The organism is Candidatus Nitrosomarinus catalina (genome assembly GCF_002156965.1).
Classification (GTDB): Archaea; Thermoproteota; Nitrososphaeria; order Nitrososphaerales; family Nitrosopumilaceae; genus Nitrosopumilus; species Nitrosopumilus catalinensis.
Genome location: NZ_CP021324.1, coordinates 1,179,534 through 1,194,683 on the forward strand (window position 1 = coordinate 1,179,534; position 15,150 = coordinate 1,194,683).

Sequence of the window (15,150 nt, forward strand, 5' to 3'; positions counted from 1 at the left end):
GAATGTTTTTTCATTAATAATATGGGAAAATTAGCAAGAAATTTACGAATTTGTGGAGATTGTGGAATTGCATATACTTCTGTAAGTTTTACAAAATACATTGATCAATGCCCAATTTGTAAATCAAGAAGATTCGAACCGATTCCAATCAAAACATTAGATGAGTAGTGTTTAAAGTAGATTTTTTAAGAGAAGCAAATTTTGTTATTTATTGTCAGAAGATCCGGAAATAGCAAAAATTATGCAAAAAAAATTAGATGCCATGATTAATCAAAAGCCTGAACCAAAAATTGAGCCTGGAATAATAGATTTGAACAGTTCAAATTTTGATCAAATTATTTCAGCAGAAACTCCAACATTAGTAGATTTTTGGGCTGAATGGTGTGGACCATGTAAATCAATGCATCCAATATTTGAAAGTCTTGAAAAACAATATCCAAAAATAAAATTTGCAAGAGTCAATGTTGATCAAAATCAAAACATATCAATGAAATTTTCAGTTCAATCAATTCCAACATTTATCATGTTCAAATCAGGACAAATTATTGATAAAATGATGGGTGCAGTAGGTGCACCTGGAATTCATATGATTTGTAAAAAACACTCAAACTAGTAACCGTACATAGGTTCTATTTCACGTTGAAGTCTAACTATCTCAGTAAAAATTTCCTGTTCTTCACTACTTAACTTGTGTAAAAATTTGTTTAGTATTTTTTTTGCTTCAGGTGATGGAGGAAATGTATAATACACATCTTCTTCAAATATTTGTCTGCCTATTGTAACATCTTTAACAGAACATGCAACTTCATCTCCAGTTTTTGCAGAAGATACAGTTTTTTTATCAAGTTGGAGTTGGTGAATAATTCCAACTTTTCTTCCAGACATATTCATAAATGGAATTTTATGTTTTAAATTACCAACATCAATGCGAACACCAAAAACTGCAGGATTGTTATTACGAAATACCATTCCTTTCATAAATGTAAATTTAGAAATTGGTGTTAATTCAGCAAACATTGCATCTTCTTCATTTGCCGAATCCTCCTCAACCCAAGCGTTGTAATTGTCAATTAGACTGTAAATTACTTTGTCCTCAAATAATTTGATATGACTTGTTTCGGATTCTTCTAGTGCATCAGGCAATATCTTAACATTAAATGCTAAAACAATTCCAAGATGTCTATCTTTTTCTTTGATAGCTTTAGCTTCGATAACATCGCGTCTATTTACTGGGCCAATGTCAGCTTTTGCTACTGGAACTTGAGAACGTTTTAACATCTCAACAATAGCCTCAAGTGAGCCTATGGTATCACATTTTAAAATAATTCCATTAGTTTCTGTATCAATAAACATAGATTGCATCTCAGATTCTATGAGTTTAGTAAATTTTTCAATTTCAGCATCATTTTTTGCAACGTAAAGAGTACTTCCAGGAAGAACGCCTTCAAGTTCAGGTGATGCAATTTTTAGACCAGCAGCTGCATCAACCTGAGGAACTGGTTTGAATTTATCTCTAGGATCTCTCATTTCGTCAAGAGGTTTTGGCAAAAGTAATGCCTTAGGTTTAGTAACAATTACAGCATCACGTTTTGCTACAACAATACTATTTTCCTTTTTAATAGTTCCATCAATTAAAATAATATTGGCAGTTTGTCCTAACCCAACTTCATCTTTGACTTCTAAAACAATTCCACGTGGTTCTTTTTCTTCTTGGTCTAATCTTTTTTGCAAATATTGTTGAGTTAGTCCAACTAAAACACTTAGTAATTCAGGAATTCCGACACCAGAACGTGCAGAAATTGGAACAATAGCAATTTCTGATTTAAAATCTTCAACACGGTAAAATGCTTCTGATTTGTATCCCAAAATTGACAACGTACCCACTACATCGTAGATTTTTTGATCTAAGTCCGTTTGAATGGATGCGTCTTGTTCTTTAATTGCTTGGGAAATAAACTTGGTTTCAGATTTTCGCCATCCAGAAATTTGATCACATTTGTTTAATGCAACTACAAATGGAACTTTTCTACTTTGTAAAATTTTTAGACTTTCATTAGTTTGTGGTTGAAATCCTCGATTTACATCAACTACTAAAATTGCAATATCAGCAGCTGAACCCCCACGAGAACGTAAATTTGTAAAAACCTCGTGACCCGGTGTATCGATTACTAACAATCCAGGTACTTTGTTTTCGGATTGTTCTAATTTTTTGTATAAAGGTCCGCATGTATCTTTGATGGTTTCAGTTGGAAGAAAACTTGCACCGATATGTTGAGTAATTCCACCTGCCTCTCTACCTTGTACACCCGTACCGCGAATTCTATCTAAAAGAGATGTTTTACCAGAGTCTACGTGACCAAGAACTGCAACTATGGGCTGACGAATTTGCAAATCATATCACTCAAATGCTACCTTTGACTCGTGATCAAAACTTTCTTGGGAATCTGATGCATGAATAATATTTTCACTGAATCCTAAACCAAAATCACCTCGGATAGAACCAGGATCTGCCTCAAAAGATTTAGTAGCACCAATCATTATTCTGGTCGTAGCAATTGCATTATTTCCTTCTATAATTGCAGCTACCACAGGTCCAGATGTAATAAAAGATGTCAATTCACCAAAAAATGGTTTATCCTTATGAACACCGTAGAAATTTTCTGCTTGTGCTTGGGTAAATGTGAACATCTTTAATTTTAAAAGTTTGAATCCTTTTCTTTCAAATCTTGAAACTACCTCTCCAACCAAATTTCTAGCTACTGCATCAGGTTTTACAATGAATAATGATTGTTCAGTCAATTCTAATTCTTTCTAATTCCGCCTTTGACATGTTTTTTAGTCCACTTTAATTTTCTTGGGTCACGTTTTAGGACTAATGCATTTTTTTTACATTTTGCTGAGCAAAACCATAAAACAGTTCCATCATTTTTAGCAAACATTGTTCCAGAACCTTTTGCAACAGGTCTATCACAAAAACTGCATGGTTTAACTAAGAGACTCAATCATATCACCTATTTGATCTTCTTTGCTTCCCTTTCTGTTTCTCTTAACATTAAAATTTCATTCATTCTAACAGAACCTTTTACGTTTCTTGTAAGAATTCTTCCTTTATCTTTACCTGTAAGAACTTTAACTCTAACTTGAATAACTTCACCGGCAATTCCAGTTCTACCGACAATTTGAATAATTTCAGATTCTACTACTTCTTCAGTTGCGCTCATTGTTCAGATTTACCGCCTTTTAATTCAGCAATTTTTGTTGTAACTTGGTCGACGATATGTTGTGCATCGCCTGCATCCAAAATTGCTGCAGCGGCTGAAGTAATATCAATACCTAATGATTTGCCTAATTCTTCTTTATTTGGAACAAATGCATATGCTGCACCTTGTTCTTCACATAGAATTGGAAGATGTGCTACTACCTCTGGTGGTTCAACATCTTCAGCAATTACAATTAATTTACTAGTACCACGTTCAATAGCCTTGGTTGCTTCATTTGTTCCTTTTTTGACTTTACCGCTGGTTGATGCAACTCTAACGGCTTCCAAGATTGGACTAACCAAATCTTCAGGGGTTTCAAATTTAACGTAATAGGCTTTTCCCATAGTATTATCGAATCCTGTGTATGGTATTAAAAGTGTTATCTGGAAATGATTGACTTAACTTTTTTAAGAAATTTTGTCATTAAAGCCTCTAAATTCTCCTGATCAGTAGATTCAGCATAAATTCTAATGATCGGCTCAGTTCCACTTGGTCTAATCATAACCCAATTTTTTTCATCAAGAGTAATTTTTATTCCATCAGAAGTATCAGAATTAGGAAATTCATCTTTCAATGAAAATATTATTTTATTGGCATTTTCTTCTGAACATTCAATTTTATCCTTAGTAGTAAATGAAGGAGGTAATTGAGAAATTTCTTGAGATAAGGAATTATTTGTAGTAGATAAAAAATCTAGCATTAATCCCAAACTCATGCAGCCATCTCTAACTTGATTATGTTTTCCAAACATGAATCCACCATTTTCTTCAAATCCAATTAATGCATTTGTTGAAAGCATTCTTCTAGAAACTTCAACACTTCCTACTTTAGTACGCAAAACTTTAGAATTGTATTTTTCAGTCAACGTTTCAGTATTTGTACCAGAATTCAAACAAGTGACAACCAAAGAATTTGGATTTTTGTTTAAAATGTGTTTAATGAGGATTAATGCAGATCTATCGCCAGTCAAAATATTTCCAAGTTCATCACAAAAAATACTTCTATCACCATCACCATCAAATGCAATTCCAAAGTCAGCTTTATTTTCTATGACTGTTTTTGAAAGAACTGAAAGATTTTGGGGAGTAGGTTCTGAACCACGTCCTGGAAATTGACCATCAACGGTTTCATTTACAAGAATTACTTCGCAGTTTAATTTTTTGCAAAAACTAGGTGCAGTAACAGCTTGTGCACCATTACCTAAATCTAAAACAACTTTGAAAGGTTTTGATTCTATAAGATTAGAATCAATATGAGTTAGGATTCCACTAAGATATGTTTCAATTGTTTTAGTTTCTTCATTGGTAATTCCCCATTTTTCAGGACGTGGTAGCCAATTTTTTTTAGAATAAATATCCTCAATTAACAATTCATCTTCACGTGAAATTTCAACACCATCATTTCCAGCAGGTTTTATTCCATTGTATTGAGGTGGATTATGTGAAGCTGTTATCATTATTCCACCAGAATAGCCAAGAGATTTTACGGCATATTCTAGACAAGGAGTTGGAACAAGTCCAGCTACATTGCAATCAATTCCAATTGAATTAAGACTTGAAGTAATGATTTTACAAATTAATGGACTAGATTCACGTCCATCATATCCAATCAAAATTGGTCCTTTCTCAAAATAAGTTCCAACAGATAAGGTCATTTCATGAATAAATTCTAAAGTGAAATCTTCATCAAATATACCTCTAATTCCATTAGTTCCAAAATATTTCGCCATGAAAGTATTCAATAATAGATAAATTTGTGTTTAATGGCAAAGTCGTTGCGGGAGTCGCCCAGCCTGGTCAAAGGCGTAGGGCTTAGGACCCTATCTCTTAGGAGTTCGTGGGTTCGAATCCCACCTCCCGCACCATCTTAATTACTGTGAATGATTAATAATGAGAAAAACTTCATCATACAAAGTTATGAAAAAAACAGTAGTAGGAATTACAGTTGTCGGTAAAGATAGAGAAGGAATTGTAGCCGCATTTACTAATTTTGCATTTTCTAGAGGAGGAAACATTGAAAAAGTAAATCAAAATGTAATCAAAAATCTTTTTGGCATGTATCTAGAAGTTTCATTTTCTAAAAAATTAGATGTAAAAAAATTTGATATTGAAATTCAAAAATTAGCAAGAAAAGAAAAAATGGATGTAAATACACATCATGAAACAAATTTGGAAAAAAATATTGCAGTATTTGTTACCAAAGAACCACTTTGTCTTCAAACATTTATTGCAAATAGAAAATCATTGAAAGGAAAAATTTCAGTCATTATTGGTACAGAAAAGTCATTAGAACCAATAGCAAGAAAAGCAAAAATTCCATTCATTGCAGTGGAAGAAAAGAATCAAACAAAGGCTGAAGAAAAAATTATTGATATTTGTAAAAAATACAATATTGATTTAATCTCTCTTGCAAGATATATGAGAATTCTCAGTCCTAATTTTGTTTGGAGGTATCCAAATAGAATAATTAACATTCATCCATCACTACTACCTGCTTTTCCAGGTGCATCAGCATATGCACAAGCTTATGAGAGAGGTACAAAGATTGTTGGTGTAACATCACATTACGTAACAGAAAATTTAGATCAGGGACCAATAATATTTCAAGATTCTTTCAAAGTTGATCCAAATGATACTCTAGAGAAAATAAAATCAAAAGGACAAAAACTTGAGGCAGATACTTTACTGAAAGCAACAAAGATGCATTTAGAAAATAAACTTGAAGTCCGCTGGAGAAAAGTTCACATTAAATCAAAGTGAATTAAATGGTAGATATCACATCTCAATTTGATCCAATTTTAAGAAATTTAACTAAAAATAAGAAGAAAATTGCAGTTATTCCAATCGGTTCAATTGAACAACATGGCCCACATCTACCAATTTCAACTGATTCAGATATTGTATCAAGTGTTTCTAAAAAAATTTCTGATAAAAATGGATATCTTCTTCTTCCAACTATAACTTACGGAGTTTCTTTTGAACATACACCATTTTTTAATTTGAGTGTTAGGGAATCTACATTACGAACGATACTGATAGATTTGTGTACATCATTATCAGAAAATAATATTAAAACAATATTCATAATTAATGGTCACCATGGGAATTTAAATTCAATTAGAAATTTTGATTTAAAAATTAAGAAAATTTTGAAAAATAAAGTGAAAGTGTATTCACTATCATATTGGCATTTTATGGACAGAGATTTTGATCATGCGGGATTTGTAGAAACATCATTGATGCTAGCAATTTCAAAAAATGTCAAAATGAACCTAGCAAAAAAAGGATTGACTACAGATAAAATGACAAAACAGGAAATTACTAAAATTAGTAAATTAGCTAATCAATCATTTCCCAAAGCTACCAAAAATGGGATTTGGGGAGATCCAAGAAAGGCTACCAAAAAGGACGGAATAAAAATTTTAAATGAAATTGTAGAAAAATTATCAAAAAAGTGTCAAACTTACCTTACTGAAGATAGGTTATAGGTACACAATGATATTTTAATATAATCCCTCAATATTGAAGTCAATGAGTGATATAGATGTCCGTTGATATGGCAGTAAAAGTATTGGATGAGAGTATTAATCAAGTTGTATTAATAAAACTCAAAGGAAGCAAAACAATTAGAGGTAATCTTTTAGGTTTTGATCAACACATGAATCTGCTACTCGATTCTTCAGAAGAAATTCCTGCTGAAGGCGAGACAAAAAGCCTTGGTTCCATCGTAGTCAGAGGAGATAATGTTGTAATGATATCCCCTCCACCTCCAACAAATTAGGTGATTTGGAATGACAAAGGGTACTACTTCTATGGGTGGATTTACAAAAAAGAAAGTCCATATTAGATGTAGAAGATGTGGTAAAAATTCACTTCACAAGCGTCATCACCAATGCGCAAGTTGTGGATTTCCAGAGGCTAAACGAAGAAAGTATTCCTGGATTAAATGGTATACATAGATGCAAGAAATTGCTTTAATTCTTAGTTCAATTGCAGGAGTTGCAACAGCAGCTGCTGTAAGAAAAATGCCAAGAGACAAAAATCAATTACTAAGTTTAGGTGCTAGTTCACACATTAAAAATCAAATTAATTCTTTAAAAATTGAAAAAGATATTCTCACAAAAACAATTTCAAGATTATATCAATCTGACAATGAATTTTCTAAAATTCAAAAAGATAAACTTCTTCTAAAATATCAACATCAGTTAGGAACAATTTTAGCTAAATTAGAAAAACTTGAACAAGCTAGTAAACATCCAGATTTAGGTCCTGTGGGAGATGGTTTGATAAGTTTAATGGATCAAAAATTATCAAAACTTGATGATAGATTATATGACTTATCATCAAAAATGGCAAATTCAAAAATTCAGACACCAGAAGTAAAACAAGAAAAAGAAGAAATTAAAAAACATATTTCTAAATCAATTAAAGAGTCATTTAATTTTGAAAAACCAAAGGAAGTAAAAATAGATCCAATTGCAATACCACCATCAAAATCTAGACAATCATTTGAATTAACAACATTAACAAACATTTCAAAAAGTGAACCAAAATTCCCACTGTTTGAAAAGAAAGAAATTGTTCAACCAATGCCAAAACCAAAGATAATTCAAACTGAATTAATCAAACCAAAAGAAGAAATTGTAAAAGAAATTGTTCAACCAAAACAACAAGTTGAAGATAAAGTAGAAATTATTCAATCAATTACACCAAAACCAGAAATCCTAACTGAAAATAAACCTGATTTAGAAAAAGAAGTAGCAAAAATTACAGAACATAAGGCACTTCCACAACCAGAACAAAAACCAAAAACCTCAACAATCGATGATGATTTTGATGATGATGGTGATGATTTGGATAAAATCAAGGGCGATATTATGAGAGTACTATCAAAACTTGATCAAGCTGAGGTAGAATAATTGTCCTACGATGATGCCATGGAGGCATTATCAAGTGATGCACTAAAATTAATTAAAAATAACCAAGTAATTGGATTAGGTAGTGGTAGAGCAGCAACTTCATTAGTAAAATCACTTGCCAAATTGATTAAATTAAAAAATTACAATATCAGAGGCATTCCAACATCATTACAAATCAAATTAGTTGCAGAAAAAGCAGGTATAGAATTAATAGAATCTGATCAAATAAATCACATAGACATTGTTTTTGATGGTGCAGACCAAATTGATTCACAAAAATATGTGATCAAAGGTGGTGGGGGTGCATTACTTCGAGAAAATATTTTGTTCAGTCTTGCAAGTAAAGTAGTGGTAATGGCAGATAAAACAAAATTTGTTAAAAATTTTACAAGAACAGTACCAATAGAAATTCACCCATTAGCAAGGAATGCAATAATTAATTCAATTAAAAAATTAGGAGGAGAATCTAAAATTCGATCTTTAGATAGAGGTTACCCATTCTTTACAGAGAATGGAAATATAATTTTAGATTGTGACTTTGGAACAATAAAAAATCCAAAAACATTAACACAAAAAATCAAACAAATACCAGGAGTTTTTGAGTCAGGTATTTTTTTGAGAAAACCAGATATAATTTACAAAGCTAAAACAAACGGTAAATTTGAAATTATTTAGAAGTAATTATTCTGGAAACATGTTTTCCATGTCCAAGTTTTCCAATTACCTCAAAGTCTTCTGCAACTAATTCTCCTCTAACTATAGTTTTTACAGGCCAGCCCTTCAAATTACGCCCTTCGTAGACAATATAATCAGAAAAGCTTCCAAATAATTCAGAAGTTACTTTTTTTTCTTTTTTCAAATCAATCATAGTTACATCAGCATCAGAATTCTTTTCCAAGGTTCCTTTTTTTGGATACATACCAAAAATTCTAGCAGCATTATAGCTAGTAAATTTCACAAATTGTTCAAGTGTAATTCTATTATGATTAACTCCATCATTGAGTAATATTGGTAATGAAGTACCTATTCCTGGAAAACCAGCTAATGCACCCCAAACATCATCACCATCAAGTTTTAGTTTAAGTTGATTAGCAACATGATCTGTTCCTATAGTATCAATTTGGTTATTAGATAGTGCATTCCAAACTGCCTTTTGGTCATTTTCAGTTCGAATTGGAGGCATTACCTTGGCAAGATAACCATTTTGTTTTTCATATGATAATGTAAGGTAATGAGGACATGTTTCTACAAAAATTTTAGTTCCCAATTTTTTTTCTTCTTGAATTTGTAATAATGCTTGTTCTGAACCAATATGAACAAAGTAAATTACACAATCATAATCTCTTCCAAACTTACATACTGTTTTGATTGCTTTAGCTTCAAATTCAGGTGAACGGCTAGAAGACCATGCAGATAACCCATCTTGATTTTTTTCTTTAGCTTTTTTAATTCCACATCCACATGACTCATAATCTTCAGCATGAACAAGTACTGGACATCCTAGTTTTGCTGCATTCTTTACAATTTTTTCTACAAGCTCATCTGTCACATTTACTTTAGATGCAACAAGATTAGAAGAATTTGGAGGCATATCCATGTATACATGACCAACTTCACCACCAAGATTCATGTAAATTTTGAATGATGTGATTCCTTTATCAGTGCAAAAACTCATTTGATCAATTTGTTTTTGTGTGAAAATTGAAGCATGTATAGCATAGTCAACATAATGATATTCAGATGAAGTTGTTAATTGTGGTTGTAAAGAATTTGAAAATGCATTTTCTAATCTAAGCATACGCATCATAGTTGTAACTCCACCTATTGCTGCAGCATGAGATTCAGTTTTTGCAGCTTCATTAATTGGAGAATAAACTCCATAATGAACATGTGTATCAATTGCACCAGGAATTGAAATTAATCCATTTCCATTAATTTTATGATCACATGCAGGAATATCATTTGTTAAACCTATTATTTTTCCATCATCAATTACAATATTTTTGTCAATCATACCAGTTGGAAGAATTACATGTGAATCAATAATTACAGTATCATAGGTCATCAAGAAATTTTACATCAAAGACTCTATTATGCGTTAAGGAATACGCTTAAGTTGATTAAACAAAATGAAAAATCATGGAAGGTTCAGAGATTGCAAGACGTGATCATCAGAGAAATAAATCTGAAATTGTGAAATTAGTCAAAGAGATGTTTAATCAAGAAAAATGGGGGGATGAAGAATATAAGAAAAAACTACAAGAATTGGTTGTAAAGGATGAAGAATTAGTCAAAGACGTAATTAAAAAAATCAAGTTAGAAAAAGGATTAGAATAATTAAAAATGAATAAAAGCCCAAATTTGCCCAAATAATTTGAGGGCCGATAGTTTAGGGGTATAATGCTTCGTTCGCAACGAAGATGACGAGGGTTCGATTCCCTCTCGGTCCATTTTACCAGAAACTATTATACATTAATAGAAAATACCGTCATCATGGAAGTTTTTGACGGTAAAAAGGCAGCACAAGATTATATGTCAAAACACACATTGGCATTTTCTACACCAGAATTGACTCTAATGAGATTTGCATTTTGGATGGGTGATTCAGTGCCAGATCCCAATAATGAAGGAAAAGGAATTCCAAGAATGATGACCTATCTAACAGAACAGGATTTTGAACCGGTTTTAATTGATGATGAAACATACGTTCCAACTGGGGCAGTAAAAAGTTCAGCAAATGTAGGAAATGCATACAATGAAGTAAAAACAGATGGAAAGTTTTGTTCAGAATGTGGTACTAGTTTATCAATGACAGCAAAGTTTTGTCCTGAATGTGGCACAACACAAGAATAAGAAAATAATATTTTTAATTTTATGCTTTGGATCCACACTTTGTGCAGAATTTTGAATTTGGTCTCAATTCAGCACCACATGAATTACATCCATTTCCAGGTTGTTGTTGTGGCGAAATAGTTTGTCGTGGCATTAATGCTGGATCAGGTGAAGGTAAAGTTCCAACATCTCCAAATGCTTCTTGTGCAGATACAATTCCTGGCGGACTGCCACCAACAGGATTTTGTGCTGTTCCAGATCTTGGTGGTTGACCCATTCCACCTGCCATCATTCCAGGTTGACCCATTCCTGGCATCAACCCAGGGGATTGTGTGTTACCAGAATTGGAACCTTGAGATTTTTTTAATTCAAATATCACTTTGATTGCTAAAAATTCTAATGCAGAATATGCAACTGTATAATCACCTAACTTTTGAAAAAATTCTTTGTCGCTGATTTGACCTTTTTTGTACATATTGTTAGTGTCTAAAAATGATTCATAGTATCCTTGAGATTCATCAAACAAACTTTGTAGTTTATCAAAAAGCATTCCAAGTGTATCTACTTCACCAAATGACATATTCAGACTCAATTTTTGTAATATTAATTACTTTAGGATGAAAAAATAAGAAAAAACGTATTTTTAGTAATTTATGCTAGTGCTCTATCAATCATACTTTGGTATGATTCTTTAGAAGCAGCACCAACTTGTTGGCTAACTATTTCACCTTTGTTAAGGAGGATTAAGGTTGGAATACTAAAGACGTTGTATTTTGAAGCTAATTCATTGGCCTCATCAACATTAACCTTGACAAATTTTACTTTGCCGTCATAGTCATTTGCTAGTTCTTCAACTACTGGACCTACCATTCTACATGGACCACACCATTCGGCCCAAAAGTCTACAAATACAGGAACGTCAGAATTAATGACATCTACTTCCCATGACTTTGTATCTGAAATTTGAGTAATTCCCATTATAATTGTGATTTAATTATCACACCTAAAAACGTTCACCAAATTTCAATATGTTATTTTTTAATCTTGGACTAAATTTCATATATACTTAAATGACGTTTTGATAAAAATGAGTTATGAGTTCAGAACTTAGATTGAAAAAATTGAGAGGTTCTGGAGGCTACGTTATGGCCACAGTTACAGATGAACAACAAATGAAAGGAAATTTAGGAGGTCCAGATTTATTTTTAGCACCAATTGGCAGATTAGATGGAGACAAAATTACTAAACATTTTTGCAATACATGTGAAAAAGAATTTGAAGGTCCACCAAAAATAGAATTTGAAAATCCAAATGAAGAAGTTGCAGAAAATTTAGTTTTAGCAGAAAGAGGTCAGTATATTTGTAATTCATGTAATGCTTCAATTGCAGAATATAGAGAATTCAAAAAACCAAATGAAGAAGGAGAAGTTGGAAGTGCAAAGCCATTAGATCCAAATGCAACAACACCTACAGTAGAAACAACAACACCTACAGTAGAAACAACAACACCTACAGTAGAAACAACAACACCTACAGTAGAAACAACACAGCCAAGTTCTTCAGCTTCAGTCAGTTCAATTGAAGGAAGAAATGTCATAGATGAAAATGCAAATAAAATTGGTACTGCAAAACAGGTCGGTATTGATGCCAATACACAATCAATGGTCTTAGTAATTACTAAAAATGATGGAACAGAAGGAAGCATTCCTTGGACTTCAATTAAAAAAGTTGGAGAAGTAGTATTACTAGGAAAACCAGAAGAAGCTGCTGCAGCTCAACCAGGAAAATGTTCTGAATGTGGATTTATCAATAAAGATGGCTCTAAATTCTGTGAAGAATGTGGAACAAAAATCCAATAATTAACAAATTTAATGAATATCACTAAGGAAATAATGTAATTGGCTAAAAGATCTATCTCAAAGGGTGTTATCAAAGACATTGCAATTGTTGCAATAGCAGTTATAGTAATTTGGATTGGATTACAAGCCGCATTTGGAACACAAAATCCATTTTATGTTGTTGCTAGTGGAAGTATGATTCCAGCATTGGAAGTTTATGACATAATAGTTATTCAAGGTCATGAACCATTTGAAGAAGTTCAAGTAGGAGACATAATTGTATTTGATAGACCTTCAGATCATAATAGAGTGATTGTTCACAGGGTTGAATCTATTCTTAGTGAAGATCCACTTACAGTTAGAACACAAGGTGATGCAAATCCCTCATTCATCAGAGGAACAGATTATCCAATTACAGAAGAGGAATATATTGGAAAAGTTGCATATGTCATTCCACAAGTTGGATACATTACACAAATCTTGAAACCCCCAATGAATTACATCATTATTGCAATTGTAATAGGAATCATGATAATTAAACAATTTACAGGAAAGAAAAAAGATGTAGAAGACATTGTCAGTAAAGAAACATTGGAAGAATTATCCGATATTGGAAAGATTGAAGCAGATTCTGAATATTCTACAGATATTGACAAATCAGAAATTTCTGAAGAGAAAAATGATGAGTCTAAACAAAATGAAGAGAAATCAAAAGAAGATAAAGAAAATAATCAATAAATTAATTATTAGAATTAAAGAACAGAATCTTTTGTTTTGAAAACACGTTTAAAGTAATCAGATGGTTCTGAAGGTTCTTCAACATCATTTGTAATACCAGCAAGATTCTTTGCTAAATTTTTCTTGTATCCAACTTGCATTTGACGCTGAATTTGGATTCTTTGAGCCTGTGGAGATCCAGCACCATGCATGGATTCTGTAAGATATCCAACTGCATTTCTACCAAGAGTCATATTTTCAATTAATCTTAAAATTCTCATTCTATTTTCTACATCTACACCTTTTCTTGCTGCAAGATATTTTTTTAACATTGGACCAGCTTCTGGATGTCTAAAATCTTTTTCAGATGGCAAAGTAACCATTAATCCACCTGCAATATCTTGTGCAAGTCTTCCAATTTCATAAGGGAATCTAGTTACATTGTGTTTACATACTTGCGCAAGCATATCGTCATTGAGAAATACACCAGATTTCATTTTCTGTCCTTGATGTGAAGATGCAATACCTGCTGCAAAAATTGTTTCATTAAGATGAGTCATCTCAATAATTTTATCTTTAATATGAGAAACTTTTGGAACGCCATTATAATCTGCAATTGTTGCAGCAGCACCAATTAGCACATCACCTAATCCAGTTTTACAAACATAACTACGTCTATGGTAACAGGTGAAACGTTCAACAAGCATTGATGCAAATTCAAATTCTCCATTCATGAAAACTTTTTCCCATGGAATAAACACTCTATCTAAAACTATCAAGGCCTCTTGTCCTCCAAATTTTGCATTGCCAACATCAATGTCACCTTCTTCCATACTTCTAGTATCACAAGATTGTCTACCGTAAATGTAAGTAATTCCTTCTGCATCTGCCGGAACTGCGCCTACAATTGCCCAATCTTTATCATTTTCAGTTAATCTAATTGTCGGCATCAAAATTATCCAATGAGAGTTAATACATCCTGTTTGATGTGCTTTAGCTCCAGAAACATAAACACCTTTTTCGTCAGTATCAACAATTCTTGTGAAAAGATCTGGATCCTCTTGTTCAGAAGGGCCTTTACTTCTATCACCCTTAGGATCAGTCATTGCACCTCCAATAACGAGGTTTTCTTTTTGAACCATTTTTACAAATTCTAAAAATCTTTTATGATAATCAGTTCCATGTTTTTCATCAATTTCAAATGTTGTAGAATGTAAGGAATTCATTGCGTCCATACCAACACATCGTTGGAAACAAGTACCAGTATTTTGTCCTAATTTTCTTTGCATTTTATTTTGTAAAACTAAATCTTCAGCGCTCTCTGCAATATGTAAAAATCGATTAACTTTCAATCCAGTAATTGATGAATCTGCTGATGCAAGAGATTCTTCACGGACTGCAAGATCATAAGTTTCAGCTACTGCATTAATTGATGGTCTAATCATTGCATGATCTACAGGCTCTTTAACTAATTCTCCAAAAAGGTATACTTTGAGATTTCTATTTCTAAGACTTTCAATGTAATCATCTCCAGATCTTATTACTTTAGACTCGTCGGCCATATCCTAATTATGCTTAAGTTCTA

The 15,150-nt window shown here is 32.4% G+C and carries 22 protein-coding genes and 2 tRNA genes; 14 read left to right on the plus strand and 10 right to left on the minus strand.

The genetic code is table 11. The features are described from left to right. Positions 1–21: 21 nt before the first annotated feature. Positions 22–168, plus strand: a complete 147-nt coding sequence (locus NMSP_RS08545; RefSeq protein ID WP_192866164.1) for a hypothetical protein — start codon at positions 22–24, stop codon at positions 166–168. A 43-nt stretch (positions 169–211) separates the two neighbouring features. Beyond that, entirely contained in the window at positions 212–613 is a 402-nt protein-coding gene (trxA, locus tag NMSP_RS07130) for a thioredoxin (RefSeq protein WP_086908105.1), read from the plus strand. On the opposite strand, the gene infB is transcribed toward trxA (NMSP_RS07130), so the two are convergent. Genes infB through glmM form a run of 6 tightly spaced genes read right to left on the minus strand, consistent with a single transcriptional unit; the run spans position 610 to position 4,989 of the window. Then, a complete protein-coding gene (gene infB, locus NMSP_RS07135; RefSeq protein ID WP_086908106.1) occupies positions 610–2,391 on the minus strand; it encodes a translation initiation factor IF-2 in 1,782 nt (593 codons plus the stop codon). The two genes, trxA (NMSP_RS07130) and infB, sit on opposite strands and share 4 nt — an antisense overlap. 6 nt (positions 2,392–2,397) lie before the next feature. Beyond that, the gene (gene ndk, locus NMSP_RS07140; protein ID WP_086908107.1) at positions 2,398–2,799 is read right to left on the minus strand and encodes a nucleoside-diphosphate kinase; all 402 of its coding nucleotides are present in this window, start codon (positions 2,797–2,799) and stop codon (positions 2,398–2,400) included. 2 nt (positions 2,800–2,801) lie between these two features. Then, positions 2,802–3,002: a 50S ribosomal protein L24e gene (locus tag NMSP_RS07145; protein ID WP_067960816.1), complete on the minus strand. Its 201-nt coding sequence runs from the start codon at positions 3,000–3,002 to the stop codon at positions 2,802–2,804. Positions 3,003–3,011: 9 nt separating this feature from the next. After that, on the minus strand, positions 3,012–3,221 hold the full coding sequence (locus NMSP_RS07150; RefSeq protein WP_067960819.1) for a 30S ribosomal protein S28e: 210 nt from the start codon (positions 3,219–3,221) through the stop codon (positions 3,012–3,014). Next, positions 3,218–3,604 carry a 50S ribosomal protein L7Ae gene (gene rpl7ae / locus NMSP_RS07155; protein ID WP_086908108.1) on the minus strand — a complete coding sequence of 129 codons (387 nt, stop codon included), beginning with the start codon at positions 3,602–3,604 and terminating at the stop codon, positions 3,218–3,220. The genes NMSP_RS07150 and rpl7ae overlap by 4 nt, the downstream gene beginning before the upstream one ends. Before the next feature lie 35 nt (positions 3,605–3,639). Next, positions 3,640–4,989 (minus strand): phosphoglucosamine mutase, encoded by a 1,350-nt coding sequence (gene glmM, locus NMSP_RS07160; RefSeq protein WP_086908109.1) that lies wholly within the window; start codon positions 4,987–4,989, stop codon positions 3,640–3,642. A gap of 47 nt (positions 4,990–5,036) precedes the next feature. Here glmM and NMSP_RS07165 point away from each other — a divergent pair. The 7 genes from NMSP_RS07165 (at position 5,037) to rpiA (ending at position 8,853) form a co-directional block, all read left to right on the plus strand. Next, positions 5,037–5,124 (plus strand) — tRNA-Leu (locus NMSP_RS07165). A 52-nt stretch (positions 5,125–5,176) separates the two neighbouring features. Further along, the gene (locus NMSP_RS07170; RefSeq protein ID WP_086908424.1) at positions 5,177–6,019 is read left to right on the plus strand and encodes a formyltetrahydrofolate deformylase; all 843 of its coding nucleotides are present in this window, start codon (positions 5,177–5,179) and stop codon (positions 6,017–6,019) included. A gap of 5 nt (positions 6,020–6,024) precedes the next feature. Continuing rightward, positions 6,025–6,747, plus strand: coding sequence for a creatininase family protein (locus NMSP_RS07175; RefSeq protein ID WP_086908110.1), 723 nt, complete (start codon positions 6,025–6,027; stop codon positions 6,745–6,747). 56 nt (positions 6,748–6,803) lie between these two features. Continuing rightward, positions 6,804–7,040, plus strand: a complete 237-nt coding sequence (locus tag NMSP_RS07180; protein WP_086908111.1) for an LSm family protein — start codon at positions 6,804–6,806, stop codon at positions 7,038–7,040. 10 nt (positions 7,041–7,050) lie between these two features. Next, positions 7,051–7,218 (plus strand): 50S ribosomal protein L37e, encoded by a 168-nt coding sequence (locus tag NMSP_RS07185; protein WP_008297772.1) that lies wholly within the window; start codon positions 7,051–7,053, stop codon positions 7,216–7,218. Further along, positions 7,219–8,178, plus strand: coding sequence for a hypothetical protein (locus tag NMSP_RS07190; RefSeq protein ID WP_086908112.1), 960 nt, complete (start codon positions 7,219–7,221; stop codon positions 8,176–8,178). Next, on the plus strand, positions 8,179–8,853 hold the full coding sequence (rpiA, locus tag NMSP_RS07195) for a ribose 5-phosphate isomerase A (RefSeq protein ID WP_086908113.1): 675 nt from the start codon (positions 8,179–8,181) through the stop codon (positions 8,851–8,853). Here the strand turns inward: rpiA and NMSP_RS07200 are convergent. Then, a complete protein-coding gene (locus tag NMSP_RS07200) occupies positions 8,846–10,243 on the minus strand; it encodes a dihydroorotase (protein ID WP_086908114.1) in 1,398 nt (465 codons plus the stop codon). The genes rpiA and NMSP_RS07200 overlap by 8 nt on opposite strands. A gap of 74 nt (positions 10,244–10,317) precedes the next feature. Here NMSP_RS07200 and NMSP_RS07205 point away from each other — a divergent pair, with 74 nt between their 5' ends. The 3 genes from NMSP_RS07205 to NMSP_RS07215 all read left to right on the plus strand — a co-directional run bounded on the left by NMSP_RS07205 (position 10,318) and on the right by NMSP_RS07215 (position 11,031). Next, positions 10,318–10,515, plus strand: coding sequence for a hypothetical protein (locus NMSP_RS07205; RefSeq protein WP_086908115.1), 198 nt, complete (start codon positions 10,318–10,320; stop codon positions 10,513–10,515). A 41-nt stretch (positions 10,516–10,556) separates the two neighbouring features. Then, positions 10,557–10,628, plus strand: a tRNA-Ala gene (locus NMSP_RS07210). 43 nt (positions 10,629–10,671) lie between these two features. Further along, entirely contained in the window at positions 10,672–11,031 is a 360-nt protein-coding gene (locus NMSP_RS07215) for a zinc ribbon domain-containing protein (protein WP_086908116.1), read from the plus strand. Between the two features lie 19 nt (positions 11,032–11,050). Here NMSP_RS07215 and NMSP_RS07220 read toward each other — a convergent pair whose 3' ends face one another. Both NMSP_RS07220 and trxA (NMSP_RS07225) read right to left on the minus strand, forming a co-directional pair. Then, a complete protein-coding gene (locus NMSP_RS07220; protein WP_086908117.1) occupies positions 11,051–11,590 on the minus strand; it encodes a zinc ribbon domain-containing protein in 540 nt (179 codons plus the stop codon). Positions 11,591–11,661: 71 nt separating this feature from the next. Then, entirely contained in the window at positions 11,662–11,988 is a 327-nt protein-coding gene (gene trxA, locus NMSP_RS07225; protein WP_086908118.1) for a thioredoxin, read from the minus strand. A 116-nt stretch (positions 11,989–12,104) separates the two neighbouring features. Between trxA (NMSP_RS07225) and NMSP_RS07230 the strand changes: the two genes are divergently transcribed. Both NMSP_RS07230 and NMSP_RS07235 read left to right on the plus strand, forming a co-directional pair. Then, on the plus strand, positions 12,105–12,869 hold the full coding sequence (locus NMSP_RS07230; protein ID WP_086908119.1) for a PRC-barrel domain-containing protein: 765 nt from the start codon (positions 12,105–12,107) through the stop codon (positions 12,867–12,869). Between the two features lie 39 nt (positions 12,870–12,908). Then, positions 12,909–13,586 (plus strand): signal peptidase I, encoded by a 678-nt coding sequence (locus NMSP_RS07235; protein WP_086908120.1) that lies wholly within the window; start codon positions 12,909–12,911, stop codon positions 13,584–13,586. Between the two features lie 14 nt (positions 13,587–13,600). Here the strand turns inward: NMSP_RS07235 and NMSP_RS07240 are convergent, their stop codons facing one another. Then, positions 13,601–15,127, minus strand: coding sequence for a 4-hydroxyphenylacetate 3-hydroxylase family protein (locus NMSP_RS07240; RefSeq protein WP_086908121.1), 1,527 nt, complete (start codon positions 15,125–15,127; stop codon positions 13,601–13,603). Positions 15,128–15,150 lie beyond the last annotated feature (23 nt).